The sequence below is a fragment of the uncultured Lutibacter sp. genome (assembly GCF_947495725.1).
Lineage (GTDB): Bacteria > Bacteroidota > Bacteroidia > Flavobacteriales > Flavobacteriaceae > Lutibacter.
Genome location: NZ_CANLZZ010000003.1, coordinates 520,572 through 542,551, shown reverse-complemented (window position 1 = coordinate 542,551; position 21,980 = coordinate 520,572). Strand labels below are relative to the sequence as shown.

Genomic DNA, 21,980 nt, shown 5'->3' with positions numbered 1-21,980 from the left:
TGGTGGAGCGGTTTCCACTCAAATTAATAATGTTTTCAATCCTAAAACAACTATACCGTTAAAATTGATGAAACTTCAATTATTCGTGATTGTATTCCTGATAATATTCCTAATATCAGACCGCCTAGTGCATTTTCAGAAGAGGAAGAAAAGATATTAACAAAAAAGGCAGCAGAAATAAAAGCAGAATGGGTTGCAAATCATACAGGGCCAGAATGGGTTTCAGATATTGGTACACATAATTTGGATTATGAAGTAGAAGCATATGATTTTACTAAAATTATTGTAAAAGAAGAATGGGGAAATGATAATTTTTCGATTAAAACAATTGGAGAAATCTATTCTAACCAAAATAATGGAAAATTGGAAATAAAAGCAAAAACAACCAACAATTATAAATTATATTTAAATGATATTGAGTATAGCTTTTCGGATGAGATTTTAATTGAAAATTTGAATGCAGGGAATTACAAGTTTTGTATTTCCGTTCCAAACAATTGTTATGAAAGTTGTTTTAATCTTGAAATAAAAAAGGCTTTAACTATTTCAGGTAAGGTAGCTGTTAAATCAAACAAGGCTTCTATAAGTATGAAAACCGGTACTGCACCATATAGCGTATCAATTAATGGATCTTTTGTAATGAATTCGAACCTAAATAATTTTGAAGTTGATGTTAATCCCGGTGATAAATTGGAGGTTTTTTCAAGTAAAAAGTGTGAAGGATTTATTTCTAAACAGATTGAAAAAAATGATAAATTAGTTGTATATCCTAACCCTTCGAGTAACAACATTTCATTGAGTTTTATTGAAAATAATACACCATATATAATTTATGATTTATTGGGTAATGTGTTGGATTTAGGAACTTATAAAAAATTATACTATAGATGTTTCTAAATTCAATTCGGGTGTATATATTATTCAAATTAAAAATAAGATTAATAAGTTTTTGAAACTTTAAAGGTTGTTTAAACTTTTGTAAATAAAATTAATACGAGGAGATGTATAGTTGATTATTCAATAATTTCTAGCTCAACCAATTCACAATTGGTATCTAAACGGTTTAAACCTTCAACTTTAAATAAAGCATTAAAATATGAATCTTTTGAAGGGAGTTTTTTGTAAAATTTTTCAAGTAAATCTAGGTTTGTAAAATGTGCAACTGTTGCCATTACACCAATGTCATGATTGGAAGCAAAATAAAGCGCTTTATGACCACTGTTTAATTGTAAATAAGACACCATTGCATATTCCATACGAATATTATCGCCGTATTTAGGTTTGTAAGTTCTTAACTTTCCATTTTTAGAACTTGTAAAATAATTAGGATTACATTCAAAAAAATTACTGTTTTTAAGGAAAATTTCTTTGGATAAACTCATAGTTTTGGGCTGCCCTAAATAAATAATATTTCCTCTTTTAACAACATCATATTTTAATTCACTTTCGTTTTGAGGTGTTAATGAAGTGTTATATTCAGAAAAGAATTGAGTTAAGCCAATTAAAGAATAAGGAATTGCTTTTGTAAAAAATGTGTAATTTGAAAGCGCTAAGGAATCTTCAGGATGTTTTTTGTTGAAGTTAATAAAGTCAATAGCGCTGTTAACTTCAAAGTTTGTATAAAGTTTGCCATTAGGTTCTTTAGGTTTATTCATAATTACTTGGTCAGCAAGTACAACAGTGTTTGTTGTATTTTTAGCTACAAATGGTTCCCAGCAATAAACTTCTTTTGTGTTGAACAATTGATAAGCAAGTGCTATAAAAACAAATGACAAAACTGAAGCTAATACGTAGCTTAAAGGTTTATAAAAATTTCTTTTTTGCTGAATTGTAGAGGCTTTTTTTTCTGTTTTAGGGTTTTGTTCAAGGTTTGTTTTTTGGTCTGAAAATTCAATGTCGTATGAGCCTTTTTTTAGCACAAAAACAATAATGTCTTCTTTACCAATTTCAGAATAATAGGTTTTTAATTTCTTACGTAGGTTAAACATGTACACACGAACTTTACCATCATCTTTTATGGGGTTGTAATTTTTTTTAAACAAATCCATACCAATAGTTTGCTCTTTCACATGAACATTTTTAAGAGCTTGTTCGGTTAAAAATTTCAACAATTGGGTGTAGCGAGTAGATTTTACAAATTCAGGAGAAGAACAAATTTTCTGTAAGTACTCCTTTATCTTATCTGTGTTAAGATGGTTGCTCATAGCTGTAAAAATATGAAATTCTTTCTTAAGAATACCAACAAAATTAACCGTTAATTTTTCGGTTAATTTTCCGTTTTTAAACCAATTGAAGTCAATAGATGTCTTTTATACCATTAAATTTGTGTTGAGACTAAATGTAGTAAATCTTTCCAATAACTTAATAACATTGTATGTAGACTATGAAGCTACCCATTGCCAAGGAAATAAACCATTTATTACTTCAATTAAAAAATTAGAACAACTTTTAGTTAAGAATAACTAGTAATATTGTTAGAGAATTCTGCAATAGTAAATGATAATATTTAAAAAAATTAAAGATATATATGAAAACAATAAAAACAACATTAATAATCCTAAGCTTTCTATTTGTTGGAAAAGCTATTGCTCAGCAACCAAACGTACTTTATATTTTAACAGACGATCATCGTTATGATGCAGTGCGTTCATTCAATAAAATGATAACTGGAAATGAAATGAGTGAATTGGGTTATGTTGAATCTCCAGAAATTGACAAGTTGGCTGAAATGGGAACTACTTTTATTAATACCTATTGTCAGGCTCAGGGTTGTGCGCCATCTCGTGCTTCTATGCATTACGGGCGTTACCCTTTTCGATCTGGAATTTACGAGTTTGAATACCACAATAATACATTAGAACATTCAAAACCTACCTTGCCAGAGCAAATGGTAAAATTAGGTTATCAAACTTTTCATGTAGGTAAACTAGGTGTACGTATTAAAACATTAAAAGATGGAAAAACCAAGCCATACGCTATTTATCAAACAGATATAGATTTTAGAACTTTAGCAAGAGAAAATTTAACTGCGTGGGGAAGTGATTGGCTAAAAGAGGTAAACGGAAATAAACTAAAAACGCCAAAAAATTATTCTTTTATAGTTAATGATAATGGTGAACGCGAATACATTTCTACTGAAATTGAAGATATGGGTTTTCAAAAGAAAGGAACTGCGGAGGCTACTGTGAAAAAGTACGATTTGTTGCGTAAAATTAAAGGTAAAAAGAAAGCTACTTTTGATATGGGAATGATTATTGGAGGTGTAAGTGCACGCAAGGCTGGGAAAACTCGTGATGGTTATTATACTTCTGTATTTCAAGATTATTTAAATAATGCAGACAAACCTTTTTCAGTTGGTTCTTTAACTTACAAAGGAATCAACTCTTCTAAACCTGTATTTTGTCATATTGGGTATGATTTTCCACACACACCAGTGCTTCCACCTGCCGATTATAGAGAGCGTTTTAAGCAACACAAATATAAAGTTCCAGAGCTTAGCGATGAAGAATATACCGCAATGGCAAAGCAAATGAAAAAAGTAGTTGATAGGAATTTCACTAATAATTATAGTGATAAAGACAAACAAACTATGATTCAAGATTATTTTGCTTTTTGTGCTTATGGAGATAAATTAATAGGTGATGCTGTAGATACTTTTATAAAATATAGCGAGTCGAACAAACAAGAATGGATGGTTATTTATGTTCATGGAGATCACGGTTGGAAATTGAATGAGCATGGTGCTATTTCTAAATTTACTCCGTGGGATATTGATAGTCATAACCCAATTGTAGTGGTGTCTTCTGATAAAAATAAATTCCCAGCGGGAAAGGTTGTTAGTGATTTTACAGAGTTTGTAGATATTGCTCCAACCGCATTGGCTGCTGCTGGAGCTAAATTAAAAAATGAAGAATTTAGTTATTTAGATGGTTTAGATTTAGCAAAGGTTGTACAAGGGAAAGGACCAGTTCGTGATTATGTTATTGGCGAAAGTCATGCCGTTACAGGTCCACGTGCATTTATTCGTACTAACGAATATGTGTTTTCAATACAAACTCGTCCTAACACTAAACACGGCGATAATATGAAATGGGCTTTAAATGCAAATTATAAAGATTTAGATCCAGCTTTATATCATATTACTAATGATCCACAAGAAATTAACAATGTAGCATTTGATAAAAAGTACAAATCAATTGCCAAAGCTATGAAAGAAAAATTGCTGAATATTGTTTTGGGAGATAACAGAGTTGAAGTAGAATGGGAAAAGTGGGGAAGTGGTACAAAAGCATTTCATAGTAATTTTGCACCAGGTTCGCATGATTTTAAGTTGAAATTACCAAAATAGTATAGAGTACAAGTAGCTGCATATTGAAAACATTAAGAAATAGAATTATGATAAACAAATTATTGAAATCAATTTTGTTGTTGTTTTTGCTAACACCAACAATTTTTATCAACGCACAAGAATTTTGGAAAGATAAACAAGTTTATACCGTTGGTACTGAACCACATTCGGCAACGCATTATGTATTTCCTGATGTTGCTTCGGCTTTAGAAGGAAATTATAAAGAATCTACATATTACAAAGATTTATCGGGAGATTGGAAGTTTAATTGGGTGGCAAAACCAGCAGATAAACCAACAGATTTTTATAAACCATCATTTGATGATAGTAATTGGAAAACTATTCCTGTGCCTTCTTGTTGGGAGCGTCAAGGTTACGGAGTGCCTTCACATCGAGGACTTGGTGCTTTGGTAAGAGATGAAAAAATTAAAATTCCAAGTGTGCCAGATGATAATCCGGTAGGAAGTTACAGAACCACTTTTGAAGTTCCTAAAAATTGGAAAGACCGACAAACATTACTTCATTTTAATGGAGTTTCAAGTGCATTTTACTTATGGATAAACGGAGAATTGGTTGGTTATGATGAAGATTCTATGACAAGTTCAGTATTTAATATTTCGTCATATTTAAATGAAGGAACTAATACTATGGCTGTTCAAGTATACCGTTGGACAACTGGTAGTTATTTAGAATCTGGAGATACGTGGACGTTTAGTGGGATTTTTAGAGATGTTTATTTACAAAGTAAACCTCCGGTACAAATCAAAGATTTTTATTTGACTTCAAGTTTAGACGAAGCTTATAAAGATGCAGTTTTTAAGGCTAAAATTAAAATTCAGAATAATAGTGAAGAAGTAGCCAAAGCTTACAAAGTAAATATTGCAGTTTATGATGAAAATGGAAAAATAATTTCTGAATCTAAAGATAAAAGTCCAACGTTAGGTTGGCGAATGGGGAATTTAGGAGCAGAAACTATTTTAAATTATTCAGCTAAAATTGAAAGTCCGAAGTTGTGGTCTGCTGAATTTCCTAACTTGTACACAGTAGTATTGAGTTTGATTGATAAAGATGGAAAAACAGTTGAAGTAACGCAAAGTCCTTTTGGTTTTAGAGAAGTAAAAATAAAGGATTTACAAGTATGTATTAACGGACAACCAATTAAAATTAAAGGGGTAAACCGTGGTGAAACACATCCTGAAACTGGTAAAACTTTATCTGAAGAATCAATGATTCAGGATATATTATTAATGAAGCGACATAATATAAATGCGGTTCGTTCTAGTCATCATCCAAACGATCCTAGATGGTATGGCTTATGCGATAAATACGGATTGTATGTAATGGATGAAGCATTAGAATCTCCAGATTATTTTATTAGAGGAAATGGTTTGCCAGGTAGTGATATTGGTTGGTTAGCAACTGCTTTAGACCGAACTGTGGCGATGGTTGAACGTGCTAAAAACCATCCTTCAATTATATTTTGGTCTTTAGGAAATGAATCTGGTTGGGGGCAAAATTTTGCATTGATGAGCGATTATATTCGTCGTTTTGATCCAACCAGACCTATTTCATATGATGGAAGAGAAACAGATTGTTGGTCTGAAAAGAATTATTTTGATTTAAATAGTTCAATGTATCCATTTATTGAAGACGATGATAAACAACAACACTGGAAATTGTTGAGTTTTTGGGCAGAGCCAAAATATGAGAAACCATATATAATGATTGAATATGCACACGCTCAAGGTAACTCGTTAGGGAATTTTGCTGAATATTGGCGTGTGGTTGACAGAAATAAATCGTTTGTTGGTGGTTATATTTGGGATTGGGTAAACCAAACGTATTATGAAAAAATGCCTGACGGAAGTAAAAGAGAAAGTCATAGATTGGATTATCATCCAATAGATAGTCTTCCTGTTAACGGCGATTTTTCTAATGTACTGGAATTAAAAAATGAATGTGCCAAAGGAATTATATTTGCTGATAGAACTATAAAACCGACAATTTTAGAAGTTAAAAAAGCACAACAATTTATTGAAATAACTGCAGATGAAAATTCGAAGCAGGAATTTCATATAAAAAACAAATATTACTTTACAAATCTAGATTATTTTGTTGGAAACTGGACGCTACTGAAAAATGGAGAAAAAGTTAAAGAAGGAACTATTTCAGAATTAAATATTGCTCCACAAAAAACAGGAAAGTTTGAAGTAAAACTACCTCAGTTAAAAGATAACGCAGAGTATGTACTTCAATTTAGTTATCGTTTAAAAAATGCGACTATTTGGGCTGAAGCCGGTCACGAAGTAGCGAAAGAAGAAGTAATACTTCAAAAATGGCAACCTTCAGAATTAAAGTCTTCAGGAAAAGTTTCAGTTAAAGAAACTGTAAGTGAAATTGATATTGTTGGGAAAAATTTTAGCGTGATTTTTGATAAAAATACAGGGATTATTTCATCAATTCAAAAGAATAAAAAAGAACTGATTGCTCAAAGTGGAGCAATAAAAGGTCCAAAATTAAACGTGTATCGTTCACCGATTGAGAATGATAGTAAATTCAAGAAAAGTTGGGCTGAAGCAAAGTTGAAGAGTTTGGAACAAAACGTAGTTTCAATAAAATCAAAACAAGTAAATTCTTCATTGGTTTCCGTTGAGGTTGTTATAGATTATAAATCTGAAAAGGGAAGTTTTAAGCACGAAAGTGTTTATGATATTTCAGGAAACGGAACTGTTAAAATGAATAATAAAGTAATACCAACAGGATTTGATGATATGGTAACTTTACCAAGAGTTGGTGTTAAATTAGGATTGGTTTCAGGTTTAGAAAACGTAGAATGGTACGGAAAAGGTCCGCAGGAAAACTACCCTGATAGAAACGAATCTGCACATCTAGGAATTTACAATTCAACAGCTACAGATTTATTTACACCATATTTAGTTCCACAAGAAAATGGAGCACGTTCAGATGCTCGCTGGTTAGCGTTAGCTTTCAAAAATAATAAGAAATCTGCTTTAAAAATTGAAGCAGATGCACCATTTGTTTTTTCTGCATTACATTATGATGCAAGCGATTTGGATAAAGCTAGTAGACCTGCATTTTTAAAAAGCAGAAACGAAACAGTTTTAAATTTAGATGCTAAAATTTTAGGCTTGGGTAATGCAAGTTGTGGTCCAATACCATTAAAACAGTATTTACTTCCAGTAGAAACGTATGAGTTTAGTTTTATGTTTAGGATTTTTTAACAAGATAAAAATTAGTGAAAGAATAATTGGTAATAAAATAACTTCGTTTTTTACCATTTTATATATGAAATTTACCTTTTTTTGTTAGTTTAAAAGCTACATTTTTGTATCTCAATTAAACAGAGAATAAGTAAATACAAGTTTAAAAAAATAGATTAAAAATGGAGAATCAAATTATAAAAGACCTTAACTGGCGTTATACAACCAAAATGTACGATGAAACAAAGCGTATTTCAACAGAAGATATGCAAGTGATTAAAGAAGCTTTGCGTATGAGTGCTTCTTCAATTAATTCGCAACCTTGGAAATTTGTAGTTATTGAAAGTGATGAGGCCAAACAACGCTTCTCAAAAACATTCGAAAACAATTTTCAGTTTAACCAACACCACGCAACAAAAGCGTCCCATTGTATTTTATTTGGAAATAAAACACACTATACCAAAGAGGATTATAAAAAAGTTGTAGATGTTGAAGTTTCATCGGGTCATTTACCACAAGAAAGAGCAGAAGATATGCTTAATGGTGCATTTGCTTTTGCAGAATTAAATTCAGATGAAAATGGTTTTAATGGAAATTGGACAAAGGCACAAACATATATAGCTTTAGGTAATTTATTACATACTTTAACACGTTTAGGAATTGATTCAACTCCAATGGAAGGCGTGGATTCCAAAGCTATTGGTGAAATTTTTGCTAAAGAATTTGAAGGCTATGAATGTACTTTTGCTATTGCAATGGGTTATCACAAAAAGTCGGAGGATTATAACTTTGGTTTGCCAAAAGCACGTTTAGCTCAGAAAGATATTATTGAAGTGCTTTAAGCTTAAAAATTAAAATGAATTAAAAACCCAACTGTTTTTTCAGTTGGGTTTTGTTTTTTTTAGAAATTATGTATTTCTGTAGAAATTTAAAGTTTATTATCATTTATTGGAAACGATTTTACTTTCCGATACAGAAATTAGCAAAAATATTACCTAACAAATCTTCAGTGGTCACTTCACCTGTAATTTCTCCTAAATGAAATAAAGCTTGTCTAATATCAATTGCAAATAAATCAGTACTTATTTGAGCTTCCAATCCTTTTTGAACTTCCTTTATAGAGTTATAAGCATTATTTAAAGCTTCAAAATGACGGGAATTACTAACTATAGTTTCATTATTACTTAACGCACCTTTATTTGCTAATTGCGTTAATGTATTTGTTAATTCTTCAATTCCTGATTTTTGTTTTGCGGATAGAATTAATAAATCTGAGAATTGAGAATTTAGTTTTGAAATGTCATTTTCAGTTAGTAAATCAGCTTTATTTACAATTGTTAATATTTTTTTAGAAGGATATTTTTCTTTTAATTCTTTAATACTTTTTTCAAGAAAAATTATTTTAGAAGCATCAATTAAATGCAATACTAATTGTGCTTTTTCAATATTTTCAAAAGTTTTTTTAATTCCAATATTTTCAACAAAATCTTCAGTATTTCTTATACCTGCGGTATCAATAAAACGATAAGCAACACCTTCAATATTTATTTCGTCTTCAATTGAATCTCTTGTAGTTCCTGCAATATGACTTACAATTGCTTTATCTTCATTTAAAAGTGCATTTAATAAGGTTGATTTGCCAACGTTAGGTTCACCAACTATTGCAACTGGAATTCCGTTTTTTAACACGTTTCCTAATGCAAATGAATCAATTAAACGTTTTAAAACTATACTAATTTTATTAATTAAATTGGTAAATTCGGTTCTATCTGCAAATTCAACATCTTCTTCAGCAAAATCTAATTCTAATTCAATTAAACTAGCAAAATTTAATAATTGTTGACGTAAATTTTCTATTTCGGTACTAAAACCACCACGCATTTGTTGTAAAGCAACTTGATGAGAGGCAGCCGAGGTTGAAGAAATTAAATCGGCTACAGCTTCAGCCTGACTTAAATCCATTTTACCATTTAAAAAAGCACGAAGCGTAAATTCTCCGGCATCGGCATTTCTAACTCCTTCTTTTATAAATAGTTGAATTATTTCTTGTTGAATATAAACCGATCCATGACAATTTATTTCTACTACATTCTCACCCGTATATGAATTGGGATTTTTAAAAATAGATACCAAAACTTCGTCTATAATTCGGTCATTATCAACAATGTTTCCTAAGTGAATTGTATGTGATTTTACTGTAGTTAATTCTTTTTTTCCAAATTTAGATTTAAAGTGCTTGTTTACAATTTCGATAGCATTTAGGCCTGAAAGCCTTATAACGGCAATTGCACCAACACCAGCCGATGTTGCCAAAGCAATAATTGTATCATTTTTAATAGAATTCATAGTGCAAAAGTAGGGATTTTTTAGATGAGAATTTTATACTTTATAAAATGAAAACCAACAAGTAAATTCTACTTTTTAATAAATGGCTCTTTTAATAAAATCTTCAAAATCTTCATAGAATTCTTCAAATTGATGCATAGCTTCATTAAAAAATAAGTAAACACCTTGCCAGGTATTTTTGTTATGAATATTAAATTCACCATTATATTTTACATAGATTCTATGAATTATTTTTCCACTTTCCAAAGGGTATAATTCATCAAATATAGCATCTGGTAAATAATCTTCAATTAAATTATTCTTTAATTCTAAAACTTGTTCAAAAAGCAATTCATTTTTTGTTTTATCGAACGATTCAATATCTAAACAAACCATTGCTTCTGATTTGTTAGCTACAAACTTAAAATTAAAATCCTTAATTTGTGTATTGTATAGTAACCATTTTCTTGGAAAGGATTTTCCAAAACTGGTCCAAAATTCTTTTCTTAATAATGCCGATTCTTCTTTGCTAAACATATAATAATTCTTTTAATGAAGACATAATAACAGTATTATTACTCGATTTAGATTTTAATTTCTCTTTATTTTGATGGCCATCAGCAATTAATATACAGTCAATATTTAAATGCTGGGCAACATCAAAATCATGTGTGGTATCTCCAATTAATACTGTTGAATTTGTGCAAATTTGTTCTAAGTTCATTAGTTTAATGCCAATGTTTGTTTTACTTTCAGCTTTGTAATTATTTAAACCGGTAATTTGTTTGAAATAGTTTTCAATTTTAAATTTATTTACAAATTGCAAAACATCTTTTTCATTTGCTGCGGTAAGTATATATTGATTTTTATTGTTCTTTTTACAATAGTCAAGTACTTCAAGAGCACTGTTGTGAAGTGATTGTTTTAAAACGTTTGAATTGTATTTATATATAAACTTATAAGTAAGTTCTTCAAATGAATTTTGTTCAAAATCTAATCCAGCTGCTTTATAATAATCAACTATTGGAAAATCAAATACGTTTTGATAGCTTTCTTTGTTAAGTTTAGTTTTATTTTGGATTTGTAAAAACTCATTTACAATGTCAATACATAATTGAACATCGTTTAAAAGTGTACCATTCCAATCCCAAATAACAGTTTTGTAGGAGTTTAAGACGCTCATTAACCGTGTACTTTTGCTTTAATTCCTCTTTCCTTCATAAAATCGGCCTCATATTTTAATAGTGCCTTCCATTTTTTGTCTACAATTTCTCGATCTTGATATTTTCGAGCAAATTTTAAAAAAGTAGTGTAATGATTTGCTTCTGAAGCCATTAAATCTAGATAAAATTTAGATAATTCTTCATCTTTCATATTGTTTGCAAAAACTTTAAAACGTTCACAACTTCTAGCTTCAATTAAAGCCGCGACCAACAAACGCTGAATTAAACTTTCTAAACGATCTTTTGTTTTTGGAAAATACTTTTGAAGATGAGCTGCGTAATCATTTTTATTTTGTCTGCCTAAAACCATTCCGCGCTTAACCATAATATCGTGTACCATTTTAAAATGTTCCATTTCTTCAATAGCAATAAGCGCCATTTCTTGCACTAATTCTGTTTCTTCAGAATAATTAATAATTATAGATGTTGCATTTGCAGATGCTTTTTGTTCGGCATATGCGTGATCGGTTAAGATTTGCTGCAAATTATTTTTGGCAATTTCTGCCCAAGAAGTTTCGGTTTCAAACTGTAGTCCTAGCATCATAATCTGTAATGAATTTTCTAATTTTTAATTATTATAAATCTAAATCGAATGTTTTTTTCAATAAATCAATTGCCTTGTTTTTTTCTCTAAACTTTACATATTTTTCTTGAGGTGTATAGGCATATTTTTTCATTTCTACTTCATTTACCTTAACTACAATATCAACTTTAAAATTATTTAAACCTTCTCTAATATATTTTAATAAAGGGTGTTTTCCTTGTAACAATTGATCCTTCATTAAATGATTTGGAAGTTCGAATAAAATATTATTACCTTCAACTTTAGGAGTATTTGCATTTAATACAGACATTAAACTTTTTTTACCCTTTTCCTTAAGTATTTCAGAATATTTATTCCAAATTAATATAACTTTATTTTGGTCAAAATCATCAGTTGGTAAGCCTTCAACCTGGTCATATTCAACCTCCAAAGTTTCAAGCTCTTTTTTTCGATTGATACTTTTTAATGAAAGTGCAGATCTTCTTCTTGTTGTTTTAACTTCAAATTTAGGTTTTGGAAGTTCTTGTTTTTCCGCAGTTGTTTTAGTTACAACTTTTGAAGGTACAACTTTTGCTGGCTCAATTTCTTTTTTAACTAATGCAGGTTTAGATTGTGATTTTCTTTTAATTTTATTTTGAAAATGAATAGCCGCAATTATGTAGGGTTTATTGTTTTTTTTTTCTCCATCGAAAGTAATGGAGGCTAATTGCATTAAAGTTAGTTCAACTAATAGACGTTGATTTTTGCTGCTTTTATATTTTAAATCGCAATCATTTGCCATATCAATAGCTTGCAATAAAAATCTAATATCACATTTTTTAGATTGTTCTAAATAATTCTTTTTGGCATTATCTCCAACTTCTAATAAATCTAGTGTAATTTTATCTTTAGCTACTAGTAAATCTCTGAAATGAGACGCAAGGCCACTTATAAAATGCTGACCTTCAAATCCTTTTGATAAAATTGTATTAAAATGAATTAAAACTTCAGGTATTTTATTTTCTAATAATAAATCGGTTGTTTTAAAATATTCATCATAATCTAAAACATTTAAATTTTCAGTAACAGCTTTACGAGTAAGTTCATTACCCGAGAAACTAACAACTCTATCGAAAATAGATAAAGCATCACGCATTGCTCCATCTGCTTTTTGAGCAATAATATGTAAAGCATCGTCTTCCGCATTTACATTTTCTTGGACAGCAATTTTAGCCAAATATTCTTTTGCATCAATAACTCCAATTCGTTTAAAATCGAATATTTGACATCTAGAAAGTATAGTTGGTATAATTTTATGTTTTTCGGTTGTTGCTAAAATAAAGATGGCATGTGCTGGTGGTTCTTCTAATGTTTTTAAAAAAGCATTAAATGCTGCCTGAGATAGCATATGAACCTCATCAATAATATAAACTTTATATTTTCCTGTTTGTGGTGGAATACGAACCTGATCGGTTAAATTTCGAATATCATCTACTGAATTGTTAGATGCAGCATCTAATTCAAAAATATTGAAAGCAAAATCATCTTCACTAGTTTCTCCTGCATTTTCATTGATTTTTTTTGCTAAAATTCTGGCGCAAGTTGTTTTACCAACTCCTCGTGGTCCAGTAAATAATAAAGCTTGCGCTAAATGGTTACTTTTTATAGCATTATCTAACGTATTTGTAATGGCTTTTTGCCCTACAACATCCTCAAAAGTTTGGGGTCTGTATTTACGTGCTGATACTATAAATTGTTCCATTTAATAAAATTTCGTTGTGTTACAAAAATATAAAAACAATTGGGAAAGTCTCATTTTATTAAATAAAAAAACAAGATTACGGAATATGAATTCGCAACCTTGCTTATAACTTAATTGTATTATGTTTTTTTTGAATTAAATATTTTTTATCAACAGTTTTTCCAAGTTAACAGCATTTAACCTTTCTAATACTACATTTTTTATTTTTGGAATTACTTCTTTCATTAAATATGGAGGATATGCAGATGCAATATCTTTTCCAATTTCATTGTATAATTCTTTCATAGATGCGTGTGAACAATGCATAATAAGTAAGGCTTGTGAATTACTTAAAGAAACGGAGGGTTCAGTTGAACAAATTGCTTATGAAACAGGTTATCCAAATCTTTCGTTTTTTTACAGACAATTTAAAATGTTTACAAAAAAAACTCCAGCCAATTACAGACTAGAGTTTTATAGATAGTTAAGCTAAGCGCTATTTTTTAGTTTTCAATTTCATATATTTTATTATACAAATGCTTGTATTTTTTTAGAATTTCGTCTCTTTTTGGTTTCATAGTAGGAGTTAATAGTCCATTTTCAATTCCCCAAATATCAGGAGTTAATTCAAATTTTTTAATTGTTTCCCATTTACCAAAACCTTTATTTCCTTTTTTAATTTCTTTTTCAATTCTTTCAATAACATGTGGATTTGCAATTAAATCTTCATTGTTGCCAGGAATTGGTTCGTGATGAATTCTGGCCCATTCTCTAACAAAATCAAAAGCGGGCTGAATTATAGCTGCTGGTAATTTTTGACCTTCGCCAATAACAAGTATTTGATCAATAAACCTTGATTCTTTCATAGAATTCTCTAACAATGCAGGAACAATATACTTACCTCCAGAGGTTTTAAAAATTTCTTTTTTACGTCCAGTTATTTTTAGAAATCCTTGTGAATCTAATTCTCCCTTATCGCCTGTATGAAAATAATCTCCAGTCATAACACTTGCAGTTTTTTCGGGATCCTTATAATATCCCATCATAACATTTGGACCTTTTATTAAAATTTCACCATCGTCTGCAATTTTAACTTCAACGTTTCCAATTGCTTTACCAACAGTACCAACTTTTAACAAGTTGTCTTTTAACATATTTACGGCAACAACGGGAGAAGTTTCGGTTAATCCATAGCCTTCCATTACTGGCATTCCTGCCGCGGCAAATACTTTTGCTAATCGAGGTTGTAAGGCTGCACTACCAGATACCATTGTACTTAAATTACCACCTAAAGCTTCTCTCCATTTACTAAATATTAATTTATTAGCAAGTTTAAGTTTTTTAGAATACCACCACCCATTTGCTTCGTAAGGCTTCCATTTTAAACCTAAATCTACTGCCCAAAAGAATAGTGCTTTTTTTATACCTTTTAATTCCGAACCTTTATTTATAATACCATCGAACACTTTTTCAAGTAAACGAGGAACTACAGTCATAAAATCAGGTTTTATTTCTTTTAAATTATCACCAATTTTATCAATACCTTCTGCAAAATATATAGAACATCCGGCATATTGGTATAAATAATGTAACATCCTTTCAAAAATATGGCAAACTGGTAAAAAGCTTAAAGCTTTAAAATCTCCTAATTTTAAAGGTAATCTAGGCATACTGTCAATAACATTTGTAACAATGTTATTATGAGAAAGCATAACACCTTTTGGCCTTCCTGTTGTTCCTGAAGTATATATAATGGTGGCTAAATCTTCAGGTTTAACGCTGTCCATAATTTTTTGAACTTCGACTTGAGATGTTTCATCTTTACCAAGTTCAATAACTTTAGTCCAATTTTTACATTTTTTAACTTCGTCAAATGAATAAATTTCTTGAAGAGTAGGAATGTTTTTCTTAACAGATTTTACTTTTTTATATAAATCTTTATCGGACAAAAAGCAATGAGTAATTTCGGCATGATTAAAAATATATTCAAAATCATCTTTAGTAATAGTTGGATAAATTGGAACACTAATTGCTCCAATTTGCAAAATTCCTAAATCTAAAATATTCCATTCGGTTCTATTATTTGTAGAAATTACAGCAATTTTATCACCAGATTTAATACCAAGTTTTAATAAACCTCTGCTAATTTCGTTACCTTTTTTTATAAATTCTTTTGTTGAAGTAGAAACCCATTCTCCATTATATTTAGTTGTAAATGCTTTATTTAGGTTGTAATTTTCGAGTTGATAATATGCAAAATCAAATAATCTTGTAACTTCTACTGACATTATAATTTGGTTTGGTTGTACTTTGCAAAGTATAAAAATTAATATGATTTTACAAGAATTTCCGTATCGATGAACTTAGATTTATTTGGCGTACATTTTTGATATTAAGTGCTTGTATTTTTCTTTAATTACTTGTCGTTTAATTTTCATTGTAGGTGTAAGGTTGCCATTTTCAATAGACCAAACATTTGGTGTTAGTTCAAATAGTTTAATTTGTTCCCATTTACCAAAATTTTTATTGGCCTTAGAAACTTCTTTTTGAATTCTTTTAATAACCTTTTTATTTTTAATTAATTCTTCAAAAGAGTTGTTGTATTTAATTCCTTTTCGTTTTGCCCAATGGGTTAAAAACTCAAAATGAGGTTGGATAATAGCTGCAGGCATTCTTCTGCCTTCACCAATAACCATTGCTTGTTCAACAAAGCGAGATTCTTTTAAGGTACCTTCTAAATGTGTTGGGGCTATATATTTTCCTCCAGAAGTTTTAAATATTTCTTTTTTTCTATCTGTAATGGTTAAAAAGCCTTCATTATCTAAATTTCCAATATCTCCCGTATGCAAATAATTATTAATAATGGTTTTATCGGTTAATTCTTTGTTTTTATAATAACCTTGCATAACACTGGTTCCTTTTACCAATATTTCTCCATCTTCAGCAATTTTTATTTCAATACTCTCTAATGCTTTGCCAACTGTTCCAATTTTAAATCCATTATTTCTAAAATCGTTTACAGATATACCCGGAGATGTTTCTGTCATACCGTATCCTTCAAAAATAGGAATTTTAGCTGCTGTAAAAACACGAATTAGAATTGGTTGAAGAGGAGCACTTCCTGATACTAAAAATTTTATATTTCCTCCCAATGCTTCCCTCCATTTTGGAAAAATAATTTTGTTGGCTATTTTTAATTTAAAATAATACCACCATCCATTTTTTTGATAAGGTTCGTATTTTTTTGCTAGTTCTAAAGCCCAGAAAAAAAGTGCTTTTTTAATTTTGGATAGGGAAGAGGCGTTATCAATAATTTTGTCATAAATTTTCTCTAATAATCTAGGTACAACAGGAATAAAATGGGGTTTTACTTCCTTTAAATTGTCGCCTAATTTTTCAATGCTTTCAGCAAAATAAATTTGATATCCAATATATTGATAATAATACAAGGCAAAGCGCTCATAAATATGGCAAATAGGTAAGTAACTAATAACTTTGTATGTGCCAGGTGCTAAGTCTAACGCTTTCGCACTAACTAAGGTATTATCAACTATATTTTTGTGAGAAAGCATTACACCTTTTGGTGTGCCTGTTGTTCCAGATGTATAAATAATTGTTGCTAAATCATTTTCTAAGACTCCATTTTTTAAAGTGTCGACTGTATTTTGATTTGAGGTGTCTTTTCCAAGTTCGAGTAAAGATTTCCAACTAGAAATACCGTCAATTGTATCGAATGAATAAATATCTTTTAATTGTGTATCTTTTTTAATAACATTTACCTTGTTTGCTAATTCTTTATCAGATACAAAACAAAATACTGCATCGGAATGATTTATAATATACTTATAATCGTTCGACGAAATGGTTGGGTAAAGAGGCACATTAACTGCCCCAATTTGTAAAACAGCAATATCCAAAATACTCCATTCAACTCTGTTTGTTGTTGTTACTACTGCAATTTTATCGTTGGCTTTAACACCTAGCTTTAATAAAGCTCTACTTATGGTATTGGCTTGATTAATGTAGCTTTGAGTTGATGTGGCAACCCAATCATTATTTATTTTAGAATTAAAACAATTAGTTATTGGATTATTTTCTAATTGATTGTATGCAAAATCAAATAAACGTGTAGGTTTCTTCGTCATTTATATATATTGAATAATGAAAAATAAAGATAAAAAGGGGAAATTGCAAAAAAGTATAGTTTATTAAGTTTTAAGGGTAATATTTTATTAATATTATTTTTAAGAATAAATATGAATATCCTAATAAAATCTAGAAAAATTCCGAAAAAAGAAAATTTACTTAAAAAAACAATGCTTTTTAAATGTATTTGCTAATGTTTAAATACTGAATATTACCATTGTTATGTGTAAAATTAACACCTAATATATTTTTGTAAAAAAAAAATAAAAAAAATAAAATCCTTAACTATATACTTCAAACGTTTTAGTAAACAATAAAAAAAACACAACCTTATGGCACTTGTTTAATAATGATAAATGTCATTTTTATAGATTAAATATGACTTATTTTTGTGGTGTAAAATCAAAAACAAATTTGAAATTAAATAATAATTATATGATAGCTGAAAAATTTAAAAAAGGAATTTGGAACAATGTTATTAATTTAAGAGATTTTGTAACAAAGAATGTTACTCCTTATCATGGAACTCATGATTTTTTGGTAGGGCCAAGTGAAAAAACTCAAAAATTATGGGAAGTTTGTAAAGAAGCAACAAAAGAAGAGAGAGCAAATAATGGTGTTCGTTCGGTAGATACGGAAATTGTTTCAGGCGTAAGCGCTTTTACAGCTGGTTATATTGATAAAGAAAACGAAGTAATTGTAGGATTACAAACAGATGAACTTTTAAAGAGAGCTATGAAACCTTTTGGAGGTTTTAAAGTTGTTCAAAAAGCGTTATCAGAGCACGGTTTAAAACCAAATAAAGATATTTCAGAATTATTTACTAAATATGTAAAAACTCATAACGATGGTGTTTTTGATGCATATACTTCTGAAATTAAAAAATTTAGATCTTTAGGGTTTTTAACAGGTTTACCAGATAATTATGCAAGAGGACGAATAATTGGTGATTATAGAAGAATTGCTTTATATGGTGTAGACAGATTAGTTGAGGCCAAAAAAGCAGACTTAGAAGCTATAGAAGGACCAATGAGCGATAAAGTAATTCGTTTACGTGAAGAAGTTTCAGAACAAATAAAAGCTTTAAAAGAAATGGTTGTAATGGGTAACTATTACAATTTAGATTTAGCTCGTCCTGCACAAAATGCTCAAGAAGCTGTTCAATGGACTTATATGGCTTATTTAGCAGCTGTTAAAGAACAAGACGGAGCTGCAATGTCTTTAGGTAATGTTTCTTCATTTTTAGATATTTTTATTGAAAAAGATTTAGAAGAAGGAGTTATAACTGAAGTTGAAGCACAAGAATACATTGATCAGTTTGTAATGAAGTTAAGAATGGTACGCCATTTAAGAATGGAAGCATATGACGAAATATTTGCAGGAGATCCAACTTGGGTAACAGAAGCAATTGGAGGTATGTTTGAAGATGGACGAACTAAAGTTACAAAAACTTCATTCCGTTTTTTACATACATTATATAACTTAGGTCCATCACCTGAACCAAATATTACAATACTATGGTCTTATAGTTTACCGCAAAACTTTAAAGACTATTGTGCTAAAGTTTCTATTGATACATCATCAATTCAATTTGAAAATGATGAATTAATGAGAAGTTTAAGAGGTTCTGATGATTATGGTATCGCTTGTTGTGTATCTTACCAAGAATTAGGAAAATCTATTCAGTTTTTTGGAGCACGTACAAACTTAGCTAAAACATTATTATTAGCCTTAAACGGTGGTCGTTGCGAGTTTACTGGAACTGAAATGGTAAAAGGAATTCCAGCTTATAATGATGAGTATTTAGACTTTGACAAAGTAATGGCTAATTTTAAAATAGCCATGAAAGAAGTTGCAAGAGTTTATAACGACTCTATGAATATTATACACTATATGCACGATAAATACTATTACGAAAAAGCCCAAATGGCTTTAATCGATACAAATCCTAGTATTAATATTGCCTACGGTATTGCAGGTTTATCAATTGTAGCAGATTCATTGTCAGCTATTAAACATGCAAAAGTAAAACCAATTAGAAATGAACAAGGTTTAACTGTTGATTTTGAAATTGAAGGAGAGTTTCCAAAGTATGGAAATGACGATGATAGAGTGGACTTATTGGCAAGTGCTGCTGTTGCAGATTTCAATAATGAATTAAAAAAATTACCAGTTTATAAAGATGCCGAGCCAACAATGTCGGTATTAACAATTACATCTAACGTATCTTATGGTAAAAAAACTGGTTCAACACCTGATGGTAGAAATCAAGGAGTTGCATTTGCACCAGGAGCAAATCCAATGCACGGGCGTGATTGTAACGGAGCAATTGCCTCTTTAAATTCTGTTTCGAAAATTAATTACGATGATTCTAAAGATGGTATATCTAATACTTTTTCAATTGTGCCAAAATCATTAGGAGCTAATGAAGAAGAGCAAATAGAAAATTTAGCAACTACTTTAGATGGTTATTTTTCAAGAAATGCTCAACATTTAAATGTTAATGTATTAAACAAAGAAATGTTGTTAGATGCAATGGAAAATCCAGATGAATATCCACAATTAACAATTCGTGTTTCAGGTTATGCTGTAAATTTTGTACGTTTGACAAAAGAACAACAATTAGAGGTAATTACACGTTCGTTCCACGAATCTATGTAAACTTTACTAAATATTTTTATATACTGAAAGGTTGATTATTCAACCTTTCGGTTTGTTTTCTAATTACTATTACTACTACTAACAATTAAATAGAAAGCTTATCAAAACAGAAGAGAACATACTAAGAGTTCATTCGATAGAATCGTTTGGAACTCATGATGGACCAGGAATTAGACTTGTAATATTTTTACAAGGTTGTAAATTAAAATGTTTGTATTGCCATAATCCAGATACAATTGAAAATTCGGGAGGAACCGAATATCATATTGAAGATTTGGTTGAACTTGCATTAAAAATGAAACCATATTTTGGAAAAAAAGGAGGCGTTACCGTTTCAGGTGGTGAACCGCTATTACAATCCAAAGAATTAATTCCTTTTTTTAAAAGATTAAAGGAAGAAGGAATACATACAAATATAGATACAAATGGTAGAATATTAAACCATTTCACTCAAGAATTGTTAGATGAATATGCCGATTTGGTAATGTTAGATATTAAACATATGACTGAAGAAGGCTATTTAGAATTAACAGGAATGAGTTGTAAAGAAACTACATTTAATTTTGCTAAATACAGAGAAAAATCTGGAAAAAAAATGTGGTTACGCTATGTGTTAATTCCTGGAATCACAAATAAACCTGAATTGTTACATGCAATGGGAAGTTATTTTAAAGATTACAAAACCATTGAAAAAATTGAAATTCAACCCTACCATAAATTAGGAATGCATAAATGGGAAGCATTAGGTTGGGAATATCAATTAAAGGACGCAAGAGAAAACACTCCTGAAGAATTGGAAGAAGCATCTAAAATATTAAGTCAATATTTTAAAGAAGTAAAAATTAATTAAAAAATATTGTTGTTAACAATAGAAATTGAATAGCATGAATGCCCCAAAAGAAGTTATTGAGATTGTAAATAAATTAGCTGAAAAGAAAGCAAGTTATAGTATAAATAAAACATTGATTTTAGCCTTTTTGGCAGGAGCTTATATAGCATTTGGTGGTTTGTTAGCAATTATAATAGGAGGAGGTTCTCCAGAGATAGCGGCAGGAAATCCAGGGTTGGCAAAGTTCTTTTTTGGAGCAGCTTTCCCATTAGGTCTTATTTTGGTTGTAGTTGTTGGAGCCGAGTTATTTACAGGTAACAACGCTTACTTTATTCCAAATGTATTGAATAAAAATCAAAGCATTAATACGGTTCTTAAAAATTGGGGATTGGTTTATGTTGGGAATTTTATAGGAGCTGTTTTTGTGGCTTATGTAATTACACATTTAACTCATATTTTAAGTAGTTCTCCATATGTGGATTCAGTGCATAAAATTGCTTTAGGGAAAACAAGTCATACCTTTTTAGTAACATTTATAAAAGGAGTTGGAGCAAATTGGTTGGTTTGTTTAGCAGTTTGGCAAGGAATGGCAGCTAAGGATACTACCGGGAAAATATTTGCAATTTGGTTACCGGTTATGGCCTTTGTAACAATGGGATTTGAGCATAGTATTGCAAATATGTATTTTATTCCTTTGGCTATATTTGAAGGTGCAGATATTACTTGGAATACCTTTATTGTAAAAAATCTTATTCCTGCAACAATTGGAAATATAGTTGGTGGAGCTCTCTTTGTTGGGATGCTTTATGGATATTTATTTAGTAAAGAAAACAAATCAGTTTCAGCTTAAAAATTTATAAATTAAATAAAACAAGCCCCATTTTTTTCTATTGAAAATGGGGCTTGTTTTTATATAATAATTAAAAATAAAATAAGTTTGTTAAAAAAAACTCCTTCAATTGA

General features: G+C 29.9%; 17 protein-coding genes. 8 read left to right on the top strand and 9 right to left on the bottom strand.

Annotation, left to right across the window (positions count from 1 at the left end; translation table 11 throughout):
* The first annotated feature begins 243 nt into the window (after positions 1-243).
* A complete protein-coding gene (locus Q0776_RS09355; RefSeq protein WP_298367398.1) occupies positions 244-897 on the top strand; it encodes a hypothetical protein in 654 nt (217 codons plus the stop codon).
* 116 nt (positions 898-1,013) lie between these two features.
* Here the strand turns inward: Q0776_RS09355 and Q0776_RS09350 are convergent, their stop codons facing one another.
* The gene (locus Q0776_RS09350; RefSeq protein WP_298367396.1) at positions 1,014-2,204 is read right to left on the bottom strand and encodes a hypothetical protein; all 1,191 of its coding nucleotides are present in this window, start codon (positions 2,202-2,204) and stop codon (positions 1,014-1,016) included.
* Positions 2,205-2,527: 323 nt separating this feature from the next.
* On the opposite strand from Q0776_RS09350, the gene Q0776_RS09345 reads away from it, so the two are divergent.
* The 3 genes from Q0776_RS09345 to Q0776_RS09335 all read left to right on the top strand — a co-directional run bounded on the left by Q0776_RS09345 (position 2,528) and on the right by Q0776_RS09335 (position 8,411).
* The gene (locus Q0776_RS09345; RefSeq protein ID WP_298367394.1) at positions 2,528-4,348 is read left to right on the top strand and encodes a sulfatase-like hydrolase/transferase; all 1,821 of its coding nucleotides are present in this window, start codon (positions 2,528-2,530) and stop codon (positions 4,346-4,348) included.
* Between the two features lie 47 nt (positions 4,349-4,395).
* Complete coding sequence (locus Q0776_RS09340) at positions 4,396-7,590, top strand: glycoside hydrolase family 2 TIM barrel-domain containing protein (protein WP_298367392.1); 3,195 nt, start codon at positions 4,396-4,398, stop codon at positions 7,588-7,590.
* A 161-nt stretch (positions 7,591-7,751) separates the two neighbouring features.
* Positions 7,752-8,411: a nitroreductase family protein gene (locus Q0776_RS09335; RefSeq protein WP_298367390.1), complete on the top strand. Its 660-nt coding sequence runs from the start codon at positions 7,752-7,754 to the stop codon at positions 8,409-8,411.
* Positions 8,412-8,529: 118 nt separating this feature from the next.
* Here Q0776_RS09335 and mnmE read toward each other — a convergent pair whose 3' ends face one another.
* From mnmE to Q0776_RS09305, 6 genes are all read right to left on the bottom strand, one after another.
* A complete protein-coding gene (gene mnmE, locus Q0776_RS09330; RefSeq protein WP_298367388.1) occupies positions 8,530-9,915 on the bottom strand; it encodes a tRNA uridine-5-carboxymethylaminomethyl(34) synthesis GTPase MnmE in 1,386 nt (461 codons plus the stop codon).
* A gap of 75 nt (positions 9,916-9,990) precedes the next feature.
* The gene (locus Q0776_RS09325) at positions 9,991-10,431 is read right to left on the bottom strand and encodes a DUF4268 domain-containing protein (RefSeq protein ID WP_298367387.1); all 441 of its coding nucleotides are present in this window, start codon (positions 10,429-10,431) and stop codon (positions 9,991-9,993) included.
* The gene (locus tag Q0776_RS09320; protein WP_298367386.1) at positions 10,424-11,077 is read right to left on the bottom strand and encodes an HAD hydrolase-like protein; all 654 of its coding nucleotides are present in this window, start codon (positions 11,075-11,077) and stop codon (positions 10,424-10,426) included. Before Q0776_RS09320 ends, Q0776_RS09325 begins: the two co-directional genes overlap by 8 nt.
* Positions 11,077-11,658, bottom strand: coding sequence for a tRNA-(ms[2]io[6]A)-hydroxylase (locus Q0776_RS09315; protein ID WP_298367495.1), 582 nt, complete (start codon positions 11,656-11,658; stop codon positions 11,077-11,079). Before Q0776_RS09315 ends, Q0776_RS09320 begins: the two co-directional genes overlap by 1 nt.
* A 34-nt stretch (positions 11,659-11,692) precedes the next feature.
* The gene (gene dnaX, locus Q0776_RS09310) at positions 11,693-13,402 is read right to left on the bottom strand and encodes a DNA polymerase III subunit gamma/tau (protein WP_298367385.1); all 1,710 of its coding nucleotides are present in this window, start codon (positions 13,400-13,402) and stop codon (positions 11,693-11,695) included.
* 135 nt (positions 13,403-13,537) lie between these two features.
* The gene (locus Q0776_RS09305) at positions 13,538-13,687 is read right to left on the bottom strand and encodes a hypothetical protein (protein WP_298367384.1); all 150 of its coding nucleotides are present in this window, start codon (positions 13,685-13,687) and stop codon (positions 13,538-13,540) included.
* Between Q0776_RS09305 and Q0776_RS17810 the strand changes: the two genes are divergently transcribed.
* Complete coding sequence (locus tag Q0776_RS17810; protein WP_366139130.1) at positions 13,671-13,865, top strand: helix-turn-helix domain-containing protein; 195 nt, start codon at positions 13,671-13,673, stop codon at positions 13,863-13,865. The two genes, Q0776_RS09305 and Q0776_RS17810, sit on opposite strands and share 17 nt — an antisense overlap.
* Before the next feature lie 19 nt (positions 13,866-13,884).
* Here Q0776_RS17810 and Q0776_RS09300 read toward each other — a convergent pair whose 3' ends face one another.
* Together Q0776_RS09300 and Q0776_RS09295 are read right to left on the bottom strand one after the other, a co-directional pair.
* Positions 13,885-15,669 carry an AMP-dependent synthetase/ligase gene (locus Q0776_RS09300; protein WP_298367382.1) on the bottom strand — a complete coding sequence of 595 codons (1,785 nt, stop codon included), beginning with the start codon at positions 15,667-15,669 and terminating at the stop codon, positions 13,885-13,887.
* A gap of 81 nt (positions 15,670-15,750) precedes the next feature.
* The gene (locus Q0776_RS09295) at positions 15,751-17,526 is read right to left on the bottom strand and encodes a long-chain fatty acid--CoA ligase (protein WP_298367380.1); all 1,776 of its coding nucleotides are present in this window, start codon (positions 17,524-17,526) and stop codon (positions 15,751-15,753) included.
* 436 nt (positions 17,527-17,962) lie between these two features.
* Here Q0776_RS09295 and pflB point away from each other — a divergent pair, with 436 nt between their 5' ends.
* From pflB to Q0776_RS09280, 3 genes are all read left to right on the top strand, one after another.
* Positions 17,963-20,188 carry a formate C-acetyltransferase gene (gene pflB, locus Q0776_RS09290; protein WP_298367378.1) on the top strand — a complete coding sequence of 742 codons (2,226 nt, stop codon included), beginning with the start codon at positions 17,963-17,965 and terminating at the stop codon, positions 20,186-20,188.
* A gap of 100 nt (positions 20,189-20,288) precedes the next feature.
* Positions 20,289-21,038, top strand: coding sequence for a pyruvate formate-lyase-activating protein (pflA, locus tag Q0776_RS09285; protein ID WP_298367493.1), 750 nt, complete (start codon positions 20,289-20,291; stop codon positions 21,036-21,038).
* A 34-nt stretch (positions 21,039-21,072) separates the two neighbouring features.
* Positions 21,073-21,867: a formate/nitrite transporter family protein gene (locus tag Q0776_RS09280; protein ID WP_298367376.1), complete on the top strand. Its 795-nt coding sequence runs from the start codon at positions 21,073-21,075 to the stop codon at positions 21,865-21,867.
* The last annotated feature ends 113 nt before the right edge of the window (positions 21,868-21,980 follow it).

What these genes read in the sequence shown, in the direction of transcription:
- Q0776_RS09295 (WP_298367380.1), bottom strand. Translation starts at nt 17,526, where the DNA reads ATGACGAAGAAACCTACACGTTTATTTGATTTTGCATACAATCAATTA.
- pflB (WP_298367378.1), top strand. Translation starts at nt 17,963, where the DNA reads ATGATAGCTGAAAAATTTAAAAAAGGAATTTGGAACAATGTTATTAAT.
- Q0776_RS09340 (WP_298367392.1), top strand. Translation starts at nt 4,396, where the DNA reads ATGATAAACAAATTATTGAAATCAATTTTGTTGTTGTTTTTGCTAACA.
- dnaX (WP_298367385.1), bottom strand. Translation starts at nt 13,402, where the DNA reads ATGGAACAATTTATAGTATCAGCACGTAAATACAGACCCCAAACTTTT.
- Q0776_RS09325 (WP_298367387.1), bottom strand. Translation starts at nt 10,431, where the DNA reads ATGTTTAGCAAAGAAGAATCGGCATTATTAAGAAAAGAATTTTGGACC.
- Q0776_RS09315 (WP_298367495.1), bottom strand. Translation starts at nt 11,658, where the DNA reads ATGCTAGGACTACAGTTTGAAACCGAAACTTCTTGGGCAGAAATTGCC.
- Q0776_RS09280 (WP_298367376.1), top strand. Translation starts at nt 21,073, where the DNA reads ATGAATGCCCCAAAAGAAGTTATTGAGATTGTAAATAAATTAGCTGAA.
- Q0776_RS09345 (WP_298367394.1), top strand. Translation starts at nt 2,528, where the DNA reads ATGAAAACAATAAAAACAACATTAATAATCCTAAGCTTTCTATTTGTT.
- Q0776_RS09335 (WP_298367390.1), top strand. Translation starts at nt 7,752, where the DNA reads ATGGAGAATCAAATTATAAAAGACCTTAACTGGCGTTATACAACCAAA.
- Q0776_RS09300 (WP_298367382.1), bottom strand. Translation starts at nt 15,669, where the DNA reads ATGTCAGTAGAAGTTACAAGATTATTTGATTTTGCATATTATCAACTC.
- Q0776_RS09350 (WP_298367396.1), bottom strand. Translation starts at nt 2,204, where the DNA reads ATGAGCAACCATCTTAACACAGATAAGATAAAGGAGTACTTACAGAAA.
- mnmE (WP_298367388.1), bottom strand. Translation starts at nt 9,915, where the DNA reads ATGAATTCTATTAAAAATGATACAATTATTGCTTTGGCAACATCGGCT.
- Q0776_RS09305 (WP_298367384.1), bottom strand. Translation starts at nt 13,687, where the DNA reads ATGAAAGAATTATACAATGAAATTGGAAAAGATATTGCATCTGCATAT.
- Q0776_RS09320 (WP_298367386.1), bottom strand. Translation starts at nt 11,077, where the DNA reads ATGAGCGTCTTAAACTCCTACAAAACTGTTATTTGGGATTGGAATGGT.